Here is a 10,040-nt window from a genome sequence, read left to right on the forward strand (position 1 = left end):
CGCTATCTGACCAGGAGAGCCACCATGTCCCGCGGACAAAAGCGTCCCCTGGTAGCGCTGATCAGCGCCAACCCGGCAGCAATGACGCCTGCGAACAGCGCCTTCGCCGACGAATTTCCAGAAGCCCGGCTCTGGAACATTCTCGATGACCGTCTGCAGGACGACGCGGACCCCCGCGGCGTCACCGGATCCCTGGCCGAACGCATGCATCGCCTCATTGACCACGCAGTCATCGAAGGAGCAGACGCAATCCTTCTGACCTGTCCGGTCTACGCGACCGCGCTCCGGTCCTACGCCGACACATGCCCGGTACCACTGCTTGATCCCGACGAAATGGCGCTCAACGGGGTCCTCAAGGGGACACCAGGAACCGTGCTGGTACTCGCCAGCGCACCCCAGCCCCTGACAGTAGCGCTCAACCGGTTCATCAATGAGTGCACCCAGCGGGCCGTGCCGGTAGAAATCCGGGGAGCCGTCGCGAAGAACGCAAAGGCTGCCGCCCTTACAGGAAACACCCCGGAACTGGTGACCGCGCTGGTGGCCGCTGTCAGCGCCCAGCCGACAGCCCCGGATGCGATCCTGCTCGCCCAGTATTCCCTGGCCCCTGCTGCCAGGGCGCTTGAAACGTCCACCGGCATACCGGTCTTCTCCGGGCCGCTGAGCTCAGCCGCGGCACTTCGCCGCACCACCCTAGGAGGTTCCCGATGATCGGGGTAATTGCCGATGATTTCACCGGCGGCACCGATGTTGCCGTCGCATTCCGGCGGGCGGGCCTCCGGGTCCTGATTCAGTTCGGGACCCAGGACGCCGTGCAGGCCGGCGACGGTGCCGACGTCGTCGTTGTCGCCCTCAAGACCCGCACCCTCCCGGTGGATCAGGCAATCTCACAATCCCTTGAGGCGGCACGGGAGCTCCTCGCTGCCGGAGCGCGGCAGCTTTTCTTCAAGTTCTGCTCGACCTTTGATTCAACGCCCGCAGGCAACATAGGTCCCGTCTGTGACGCCCTCGCGGACCTGGTAGGCAGCGACTTCGCCGTCGTGGTCCCCAGCTCACCCGCTCATGGACGCACCCAGTACAACGGCCACCTGTTCGTCAACAACCAGCTCCTGTCGGATTCGCCCATGCGGCACCATCCCCTGACGCCCATGACGGACTCGCGGGTGCCGGAGCTCCTCCGTACCCAAACGGCACGAACCGTCTCCCTCGTGGCCTTGCAGGAGGTGCACACCGGCCCCGGCGCCCTCGCGGAAAAGTTCACCAGCCTCAGGGCCGAAGGCACAGCATATGCCGTCGTCGACGCCGTTGAAGCCGGCGACCTCGCCATCATCGGGCGGGCAAGCCTGGACCATCCCTTCGTATCCGGGGCAGCCGGACTGGCGGCCGGACTCGCCGCCGCGGCCGCCGAACGCGCGACACCCGCCAGCAGTCCAGCAACCCCGGCGGATGCGCCTGGGAACGACGGTCCGGCCATCGCGCTGGCCGGCTCCTGCTCGGCCCGGACACTTCAGCAAATCACCGCCATGCAGACAGCCGGCCACCCTTCCTACCAGCTCGATGCGGTCGCCGTCCCGGACTCACAGTTACTGGCAGAGGCCGCCCTGGCCTGGTACGAGACACAGCCGACAGGCCCAGCCCCGCTCATCTACTCCTCGCTGCCTCCGGAAAAACTCCGGGAGTCCCAAAGCCTGCTGGGTGTCGCTGAGTCTGCGCAGATCCTCGAAACAGCCATGGGACTCATCGCCCGGGGACTTGTCCGCAGGGGCGTGCGGCGCGTCGTCGTCGCCGGCGGCGAAACATCAGGTTCCGTCGTCACAGCGCTGGAAGTCAGCGGCGGCCTTATCGGGCCCGAGGCAGCCCCCGGAGTCCCATGGATTTTCACGTCAGGCAGCGCCCCGATTGCCTTATTGCTCAAGTCCGGCAACTTCGGTGACATTGACTTCCTGACCCGGTCCGTCAGCCCCGGAACAGCACTGGCCCCGATAGCCTGAATCACGTCCGTCAGTCACGGCACCGGTTGCCAACAATGGAGGAGCACACGTGTTCAGTCTCTGGGTCACCCTGGAAGTGAAACCTGAAGGACGCGAGGAATTCCTGGAAGCCATCGCCGAGAACGCCCAGCGATCCGTCCAGGACGAACCCGGGTGTTATCGCTTCGACGTCGTGGAAAGCGGCGCGAGGTCAAACCGGTTTGCCTTCTACGAGGTATACCGGGACCGCGCGGCCTTCGAAGAGGAGCACCTGAGCGCACCGCACTTCTTGGCCTACAGGGAAGTCTCCGCCCGTCTCGTCGTCCCGGGCAGCCAGGCCGAGGTCGGCGGCCACTTGCTGGCCAGCTTTGACGAAATGCCTGGCAAGGGACGTCACCCACAAACCTAAGTGGTTGACTGGTCGGCCACTTTGCTCCATGATGGATGTGGCGCGCCTCACATGTAGGTGTGCGCAAAGCTTCCTCAAAGGAGAGACCCCCATGACACCTCAGTCAGGGCCGGATTCCGGCACCTTCATCCCATCCGGATCATTCAGCCGGCGCACTCTGGTTCGGGGCGCGCTGGCTGGCGTGGCGCTGGCAGCGGGAGGTGCCGCGTCGGCGCAGGCAGCTGAGACCTGCCAGGCTCCGTTTTCCGCCGGATCCGCCCGCGCCGCGTACCGGGTCCCGGGCCAGGCTACGGACTGTCACATGCATATCTTTGACCCGGACAGGTTTCCGTACCCGCTGCCGACCGCCACTCCCCCGCCCAAGGCAACCGTGTCGGACTACAGGCTGTTGCAGCGCCGGACGGGCACCAAACGTACCGTGGTCGTTACTCCCTCGAACTACAGCACTGATAACCGCTGCACGCTGGACGCCATCAGCCAGCTCGGCCTGCGCAATGCCCGCGGCATAGCCGTTATCGACAACACGTTCTCGGATGCGGCGCTCAAGGACCTGGACGAGGGCGGAATCCGCGGCATCCGGTTCAACCTGACCCGTCCCGGCGGCGCCGGTGCCGAGCTGATCCGGCCGCTGGCCGAACGCGTCGCGGATCTGGGCTGGCATGTCCAGATTCACATGACGGCAGAGGGAATCCTGGAAAATCTTGCCCGGATCAGCGACCTGCCTACCGATCTCGTGATCGATCATATGGGCCGCATCCCGGGCGGGGTCGGTACCGCACACGCGGCCTCCACTGCCATCCTCAGACTCGTGGACACCGGAAAAACCTGGGTCAAACTCTCCGGGGTCTACCACGAATCACCCGTCGGACCCCCCTCCTACAGTGACCGTTCAGCGGTCGGGGCAGCCTTTGCCCAGGCTGCCCCCGAGCGGATGCTCTGGGGCAGCGACTGGCCGCACCCGACGGCATCGCGGGGTGAAGTGCCCATGCCCGACGACGCCGCAATGCTCGATCTCTTTGCATCCTGGGTTCCGCGCCAGCAGGATCGGAAGCGCATTCTCGTGGACAACCCGGAAACGCTCTACGGATTCTGAGGGGGCGGGTGACAGGTGCCCTAAGACGGTGCCTGCGGCGCCTGTCACCGGCCCAGTAACAGCGTTGCGAGCAGCACGGCAGGTATCGCCGCGACCGATGTCAGCAGGATCGCATCGCGCGCCACGGCCGCTCCCCGGGTATACCGGCTGGAGAAGAGGAAGACGTTCTGGGCCGTCGGCAGGGCGCTCATGATCACCGCCGCAAACGTCTGCCCGGCATCGGCCCCAAAGACGTACCGGGCCAGGACATATGTCAGCGCAGGCATGACCACGGCTTTGAGCCCGGTGGCGACCAGGACTTCGGTGCGGGTCCCGCCGGACCGCAGCGGCCTGCTTCCGGGCAGGCTCATGCCGAAGGCCATCAGGACCAGCGGCACTGCTGCCCCGCCCAGGACCTTGAGCGGGTCCCAGATCAGCGGCGGCAATTCCAGCCCGGTCCAGGCGGTGACGGCACCGAGGAAGGAGGCGATGATCATCGGGTTGCGCACCGGCTGGGAGACCAGCGACTTCAGGGTGGGCTTCTTCCCGGTGGTGAGATCAAGCAGCAGCAGGAACAGCGGCGAGAGCACCAGGAGCTGGACCAGAAGCACCGGCGCGACCGGTGTGGCATTGCCGATGGCATAGATGGCCACGGGAATACCGATGTGGTTGGCGTTGACGTAAGAGCCGGCCATCGCCCCGACCACGGTTTCGGCGCCCTTCCGCGGGAACCACAACGCGCTTAGGCCCCAGTAGATCAAGCAGGTCAGTACGGCCGCGGCGAAGGCCACCGGCACCAGCGCCGAGAAGATGGCGTGCAGCTCGGACGTGGCCAGGACGGTAAACAGCAGGGCCGGGTTGGTAATAAAGAAGGCGATCCGGGACAGCACCGGCCCCGCGTGGGGGCCGGCGACTCCGGACCGCCCTGCCAGGTAGCCGATCAGGATGATGGTCCCGACGAGGGCGAATCCTGCCAGGACCCCGCCCATTTCAGCTCCCGGACCTGGCCGGCAGCCCCAGTTCAGTCATTGTTCAGATTCGCGCGGCGGCAGCTGCCTGTTCCGGCGTGAGGGGCCGGGTGCTGTGCCCGTGCAGGAGCAGATATACCTTTGCCGTTTCTTCCAGTTCCTCCAGCGCGTCCATGGCGCTGTCGACGTCTTTGCCGGCGACCACGGGTCCGTGGTTGCTCAGCAGCATGGCCAGATGGTTGGCGGCGGTGGCCTCGGCCAGGCCTTCCAGGGTCGGGTCTCCCGGGGCGTGGTACGGCAGTAGGGGCAGCGTACCGACGCGCATGGCAAAGTACGCGGTCAGCGGCGGGATGACGCTGTCGGTAGAGCTGTGATCCAGGCAGGACACGGCGGCCGAGTAGGTGGAGTGGGTGTGGACGACGGCCCTGTCCTGCGGGCGCGCGCGGAGAACCGCCGCGTGCAGGAACGCTTCTTTGGAGGGTTTATTCCCGCCGATGTGCTGTCCTGCGGCGTCAATGATAGACAGCTCGTCCGGCAGGACGGTGCCCAGGCTGCTGCCCGTGGGGGTAACCAGGATGGAATCACCACAGCGGACACTGATGTTTCCGGTGCGTCCGTGGGTCAGGCCACGGTTGAAGATGGACCGGGCAGCGTCGACGACGCTCTCCCGAAGACGGCGTTCGGTGCTCATGCGTTCTCTTTCATGTTGACGTCTGCACTGGCCCGGTCGCCCAGCAACTGGGCCCGCAGGGTGGCTGCGGCCAGTTTCGGGCCGGCCAGCACGGGCTTGCCCAGGGTACGGGAGAGGGCATCTGCGGCCGGTGAAAGTGAGTACTGGGCCAGCAGCACGGCATCGAAGTCCGCTTCCTGCCCGGCGCACGCAACCTCCAGGGTCCGGCCCAGCAGCTCCGCGTCACCGGCGGCGGCCGCGGCTGCGGCGCCCTCGGCCACGGTCCCTGTCACGGCCAGCTCCTGTCCCGTGGCGGCTGCGATCCGGGTGAACCGTTCCAGGGCATCTTCGAGCGGTCCCTTGGCGGAGGCCAGCAGCAGGATCCGCTGATAGGACCCGTCCAGGGCTGCCTGGAAGGCTGACGCGTCGGGGGCGTAGATCGGGATGCTTAGTTCCGTGGAGAGCCGTTCGGCGATGGGTCCGTACATGGAGCAGGTCAGGAGAATTCCGTCGGCGCCTTCGGTGACCGCGTGGCGGATCAGTCGCGTCATGCGATCAGCGAGCCCTTCGGTCACGCCGCCCTGTTCCGTCGCGTCGTCCAGGAGCCGGTCATCGAGCAGGTTCCAGAGCCTGGCTTCGGGGAAGATCTCCCGGAAAGCGCCGGCAGCCGGCGGGATCGCCAGGGGCGTGGCGCTGATCAGTGAGATCAGCGGGGTGGCGTGGGTTTCGGTCACTGTGTGAGTGCTCCTAGTCTGCGGATTTCCAGCCATGGGCCATGGCGAGGATGAGGGTGAAGGTGCCGAACGCGGCCGCTACCCAGTAGGTGAAGGGGCCGAGTGCTTTGGAGACGCCTATGATGACATCACTGTTGCCGATCAGGAGCCCGGCGAGTTGCAGCAGTACCAGTACGGTGCCCAGGGCGAGCATGGTGACCAGGAGCACGACGAACAGCATAGTCAGCACACGGATGAGCGCCTTGCGGCGCGGCCCGAAGCGGGGTCCGGATTCCAGGTGTTTCTGAGAGGACATTGAACAGCCTTTCTGTGTCCGGCTAGTGCGGAATCGGCAGCAGGTTGAAGGCCACGACCACCGGGATGACCAGGAATGGCACGACGTAGAACACCACCAGCGGAACGAACGTCTTAGCGGGGTTCACCTCGGCGATGCTGGCTGAGATGAAGATGGACGGTCCACCGGGCGGGGAAGCGCCTTCGGTGGAGATGGCGACCATGATGGCGCAGACGGCCAGTGCAGGGTGGACTCCGGCGGCGACAAGCACGGCGAACGCTCCGCCTCCGAGGGTCGCTGCCGTGGCCGTGGCGCTTAGCGGACCGCCGACGAGGGCGATGATGACCACAATGATCAGCACTGTCACGATGGCGGGCGCGTTCAGGCCCGTGAGGGCGTCGCGAAGTTGCTTATCCAGGCCCAGGGCCAGGAGGACGGCGCTGCCGGCGAAGGAGAAGACCAGGGTCGCGCCGATGTCCTTGAACCGGGGCGCGGTGCTGGCGATGAAGTCATACCAGGCGCGCGGGGAGGAGGGCAGCTGTTTGCGGCCGATAATCAGGCTCAGGATGCCCAGCAGGACCGGAATCCACAGCAGGATGTCGATGGCCTTGACGGCGTCCGGGCCTTTATCGCCCAGGAAACGGGCAACGGCTTCGGCGCCGGCTCCGACGGTCAGCAGGATCGGCACGGCGATGCCCAGGTACACGATCAGTGAACGCCAGCCCTGCTTCAGGGACCGGCGCAGCGGCATCAGCTCCTCGCCGGAGACTTTGGCGATCTTGTACCGGCGGACGAAGTAGAAGATGCACAGCAGCCGCCACAGCACGCAGTAGCCGGCCACTGCGAACATGGCCACGAGGGTGGCGTTCTTGTCGATGTTCGGTCCCACCGTGGCCAGGCCGACCAGGATCAGGTAAGAGGCACTGGGCGGGATGACAGTGCCGTTGCCGGAGTTGCCTGCCACCACGGAGGAGGCGATGTGCTTGGGCCAATTGGAGCGCTCCATCCACGGGATGGTCACCGAACCGATGGTGGCGGCGTTCGCTGATGCCGAGTGGGTCAGGGCGCCGAATCCTGCGGAGGCCAGCGTCGAGACGTACCCTGCGCCTCCACGTAGCCGTCCGAGCATGGAGTTCAGGATGTGCACCTGGTGGTGGATGATGCCGGTCTGGGTCAGGACAAAGCCGATGAACGTAAAGGACATGGCGGCGAAGACCACAGGTTGCTTGAAGGCCTCACCGAGCCCGGTCCCGACAAGAGCGAAGAAGTCCGCGCCGCCAAAGAGGCACAGCACGAGGAAACCGACGATCATGGCCTCACCGATACCGCGTTTGACGATGGTGGCCCAGATGAGAATGGTGGCGAGATAGACGATCAGTGCCCAGACGGCGATACCCACGTCATCTCCTTTCTAAGGGGTGGAACGGTCTGCCGCGTCCAGGCGGTGCCGTGAAGGATCGGCGGACTCATCAGCGATGGCCGGGACGGGTATGCGGTGGCGCAGGATCGCGACGGGACTGCCGGTCGCGGCACGGAACACGGCAGGGCCTGGGGTTCCGGTGGCCGGATCCAGGGCGTGGGCGGCGATGGAGTGCCCTCGTTCGTGGGCGACGAGCAGCGCGGCACCGTCGGTGTCCAGGCAGAAGAACCGGGGCCGGATACCGTGGGTTTCGGTCCATCGTCCGTTGCCGAGCCGTCCGGTGTCCGGGTCGATGTCGTAGGTGCCGATGGTGTCAGGGAAGTCTCCACCCGGGGAATGGTCCCCAGGGCCGCTGCGGTTGGAGACGTAGAGGTGGTTTCCGTCGGCGCTGACCGCGATTTCGGCGCCGCGGCTGTCACCGGTGACGGTGTCCGGCAGCGAGGTCAGTGACTGGACGGGGCGCAGTGTTCCGGTGTCAGCGTCCCAGTTGTAGGTGGTGACTGTGGACAGGAACTCCTCGACCGAATAGACGTGCCGGTTGGAGGGGGAAAACACCAGATGCCGTGGGCCTGACATTTCCCGCAGCCGGACGGTCCTGTCCTGATGCCACGTCAATGCGCCCTGTGAGTCCACGGAGATCGTGAAAACGGAGTCAAGGCCCTTGTCCGGTACCAGGGCGTAGCGGCCGGCGGCATCGAAAACGATCTGGTGCGGTTTGGAGCTGTTCTGGTCCCGGCGGTGCGGACCCGTTTCTCCTTCGAAGGACAACAGCCCGGTGACGGGGCCGAGGCTGTCGTCGGGATGGATGCGGAGGCTGGCGACGGTGCCGCTGTTGTGGTTGGCGACAAGCAGGAACTTCCGGTCCGGGCTCAGGGCCAGATGGACAGGGTTCACTCCCCCGGCATCGACGGTGTCACGGTAATCGATACGGCCGGTGGCGGGGTCCAGCTCCAGGGCGCTGACCTGGTTTCCATCGCCGTGGGCGACGTAGAGCTGGGTGCCGTGCGGGCTCAGGATCATGAAGCTTGGGTTGTCCATTCCGATGCTCTGGCGGGGCAGCCAGCGTCCGTCGGCAAGGATCTCGAAGACTTCCAGGCCGCTGCCGCGTCCTTCACGCAGCACGCTGGTCCGTGATCCGACATAGGCGAGTTCAGTGTCCGGCAAGGCTGGCCTCCCCGGTGCGGGTGCCTGCGCGCACGGCCTGGACGAGCATCTCGGGGGCCCCGAAGTTACCGGATTTGAGCAGTACCGCGATCGGCACCGGGCCGGTGGTGTAGATCCAGGGGACACCGGGGGCGATTTCGGCTCCGATGGTGCCGCCCTGGATCCCGAGGGCGGAGACGACCGCTCCGGAGGTTTCACCACCGGCGGTGACGATCCGGCGGACGCCTCGGTCGACGAGTCCGCGCGCGATCAGGCCGGTGGCTGTTTCCAGGATCCGGGCGGAACGTTCCGCGCCCAGGAGCTCCTGGGACCGGCGCAGTTCGGCCGGTTCAAGGGTGGAATAGATCAGGGGGAGGGCATCTGCCGGCAGGGACTCGAACCAGGCCAGTGCTGATGCTGCCAGCTGTTCGGAGTCCGGTGTTGTCTCGGCATCCAGGAAGAAGGCCGGGTCGTGGTCGCGCATGTAGGCGACCTGTTCGCGGGTCCGGGCCGAGCAGCTCCCGGCCAGGGCCACGGCCCTGCCAGCCCCGACCGGATCGTCGCCGTGGCCTTGACGGGTTACCCTGGTGCCGGCCAGTGCACGGCCCAGGCCGCCCGCCAGCCCCGCGGCGCCGGTCACCAGCACGTCATCACGGCAGGCGTCACCGATGGCCTGCAGGTCCGCCGCTGAAATCGCATCGGTGACGGCGTAGCGGATTCCGCGGGCGGCGAGCTCATCGAGGCGTTCGCGGATGGCCCGGGCGCCGGTCCGGACTGTCTTCTGGGTGACGAGTTCGACCGGGCGGTCAGTCTGGGCTGTCAGCAGCCGGACGACGTTGGAGTCTGTCATCGGCGTGAGCGGGTGGTGGCTCATGGGCGACTCGGCCAGGGGCTGTTCGGCGACGAACAGGTTGCCCATGTATTGGGTGCGCCGGTGCTCGGGCGAGGACGGAGCGACGACGGTCAGCCTGGCGCCCTGGAAGTCGGCGAGTGCGTCGGCGACCTGGCCGATGTTTCCTTCGGGTTTGGAGTCGAAGGTGGAGCAGTATTTGAAGTAGAGCTGGCCGGCGCCGTGGTTCTTGAGCCAGGCGGCGGCGCGCAGGGATTCGGCGACGGCGTCGTCGGCCGGGAGGGTCCTTGTCTTCAGTGCAATGACCACAGCGTCATGGTACGGCAGGGCCGTGTCCTCCGCGGGCTGACCGAAGAGAATGACTGTGGCCAGTCCGGCGCGGCGGAAGGCGACTGCAACGTCGGTACCGCCGGTCACATCATCGGCGATGACACCTATCACTGTTCTTCCTATTCGTTGATGCCCGCCCCGGCGGAAGAGTGCGGCTGGCCGGGAGTATCGGGGCTGTCTGTGTTCTGGGGGCGGACTTCGCC

Annotated in this window: 11 protein-coding genes; 4 read left to right on the forward strand and 7 right to left on the reverse strand. The window is 66.3% G+C overall.

Going from position 1 to position 10,040, the window contains the following annotated elements; genetic code table 11:
* The 4 genes from ACIP9X_RS21685 to ACIP9X_RS21700 all read left to right on the forward strand — a co-directional run.
* Positions 1–708 (forward strand): hypothetical protein (locus ACIP9X_RS21685; RefSeq protein WP_400481814.1); only part of this gene is annotated, 708 nt, incomplete at its 5' end.
* Positions 705–1,988, forward strand: coding sequence for a 3-oxo-tetronate kinase (gene otnK, locus ACIP9X_RS21690; RefSeq protein ID WP_400481815.1), 1,284 nt, complete (start codon positions 705–707; stop codon positions 1,986–1,988). The genes ACIP9X_RS21685 and otnK (ACIP9X_RS21690), both read left to right, overlap by 4 nt.
* A gap of 49 nt (positions 1,989–2,037) precedes the next feature.
* Positions 2,038–2,376: a putative quinol monooxygenase gene (locus ACIP9X_RS21695; RefSeq protein ID WP_400481816.1), complete on the forward strand. Its 339-nt coding sequence runs from the start codon at positions 2,038–2,040 to the stop codon at positions 2,374–2,376.
* A gap of 91 nt (positions 2,377–2,467) precedes the next feature.
* Positions 2,468–3,469 (forward strand): amidohydrolase family protein, encoded by a 1,002-nt coding sequence (locus tag ACIP9X_RS21700; protein ID WP_400481817.1) that lies wholly within the window; start codon positions 2,468–2,470, stop codon positions 3,467–3,469.
* Between the two features lie 44 nt (positions 3,470–3,513).
* Here the strand turns inward: ACIP9X_RS21700 and ACIP9X_RS21705 are convergent, their stop codons facing one another.
* Genes ACIP9X_RS21705 through otnK (ACIP9X_RS21735) form a run of 7 tightly spaced genes read right to left on the reverse strand, consistent with a single transcriptional unit; the run spans position 3,514 to position 9,948 of the window.
* A complete protein-coding gene (locus tag ACIP9X_RS21705) occupies positions 3,514–4,437 on the reverse strand; it encodes an AEC family transporter (RefSeq protein WP_400481818.1) in 924 nt (307 codons plus the stop codon).
* A 43-nt stretch (positions 4,438–4,480) separates the two neighbouring features.
* Positions 4,481–5,107, reverse strand: a complete 627-nt coding sequence (otnC, locus tag ACIP9X_RS21710; RefSeq protein ID WP_400481819.1) for a 3-oxo-tetronate 4-phosphate decarboxylase — start codon at positions 5,105–5,107, stop codon at positions 4,481–4,483.
* Positions 5,104–5,820, reverse strand: a complete 717-nt coding sequence (locus ACIP9X_RS21715) for a hypothetical protein (protein ID WP_400481820.1) — start codon at positions 5,818–5,820, stop codon at positions 5,104–5,106. Before ACIP9X_RS21715 ends, otnC begins: the two co-directional genes overlap by 4 nt.
* Positions 5,821–5,833: 13 nt before the next feature.
* Positions 5,834–6,115, reverse strand: a complete 282-nt coding sequence (locus tag ACIP9X_RS21720) for a hypothetical protein (protein WP_400481821.1) — start codon at positions 6,113–6,115, stop codon at positions 5,834–5,836.
* Between the two features lie 22 nt (positions 6,116–6,137).
* Positions 6,138–7,493 carry a TRAP transporter large permease subunit gene (locus tag ACIP9X_RS21725; RefSeq protein ID WP_400481822.1) on the reverse strand — a complete coding sequence of 452 codons (1,356 nt, stop codon included), beginning with the start codon at positions 7,491–7,493 and terminating at the stop codon, positions 6,138–6,140.
* Between the two features lie 12 nt (positions 7,494–7,505).
* Positions 7,506–8,678 (reverse strand): lactonase family protein, encoded by a 1,173-nt coding sequence (locus ACIP9X_RS21730; RefSeq protein WP_400481823.1) that lies wholly within the window; start codon positions 8,676–8,678, stop codon positions 7,506–7,508.
* Positions 8,665–9,948, reverse strand: a complete 1,284-nt coding sequence (gene otnK, locus ACIP9X_RS21735) for a 3-oxo-tetronate kinase (protein WP_400481824.1) — start codon at positions 9,946–9,948, stop codon at positions 8,665–8,667. Before otnK (ACIP9X_RS21735) ends, ACIP9X_RS21730 begins: the two co-directional genes overlap by 14 nt.
* Positions 9,949–10,040: the final 92 nt, after the last annotated feature.

This window comes from Arthrobacter sp. NPDC093125 (assembly GCF_044754225.1).
GTDB lineage: Bacteria > Actinomycetota > Actinomycetes > Actinomycetales > Micrococcaceae > Arthrobacter.

Excerpts from the sequence above, each read along its gene's own strand:
- otnK (WP_400481815.1), top strand. The coding sequence starts at position 705 with ATGATCGGGGTAATTGCCGATGATTTCACCGGCGGCACCGATGTTGCC.
- ACIP9X_RS21700 (WP_400481817.1), top strand. The coding sequence starts at position 2,468 with ATGACACCTCAGTCAGGGCCGGATTCCGGCACCTTCATCCCATCCGGA.
- ACIP9X_RS21705 (WP_400481818.1), bottom strand. The coding sequence starts at position 4,437 with ATGGGCGGGGTCCTGGCAGGATTCGCCCTCGTCGGGACCATCATCCTG.
- otnC (WP_400481819.1), bottom strand. The coding sequence starts at position 5,107 with ATGAGCACCGAACGCCGTCTTCGGGAGAGCGTCGTCGACGCTGCCCGG.
- ACIP9X_RS21720 (WP_400481821.1), bottom strand. The coding sequence starts at position 6,115 with ATGTCCTCTCAGAAACACCTGGAATCCGGACCCCGCTTCGGGCCGCGC.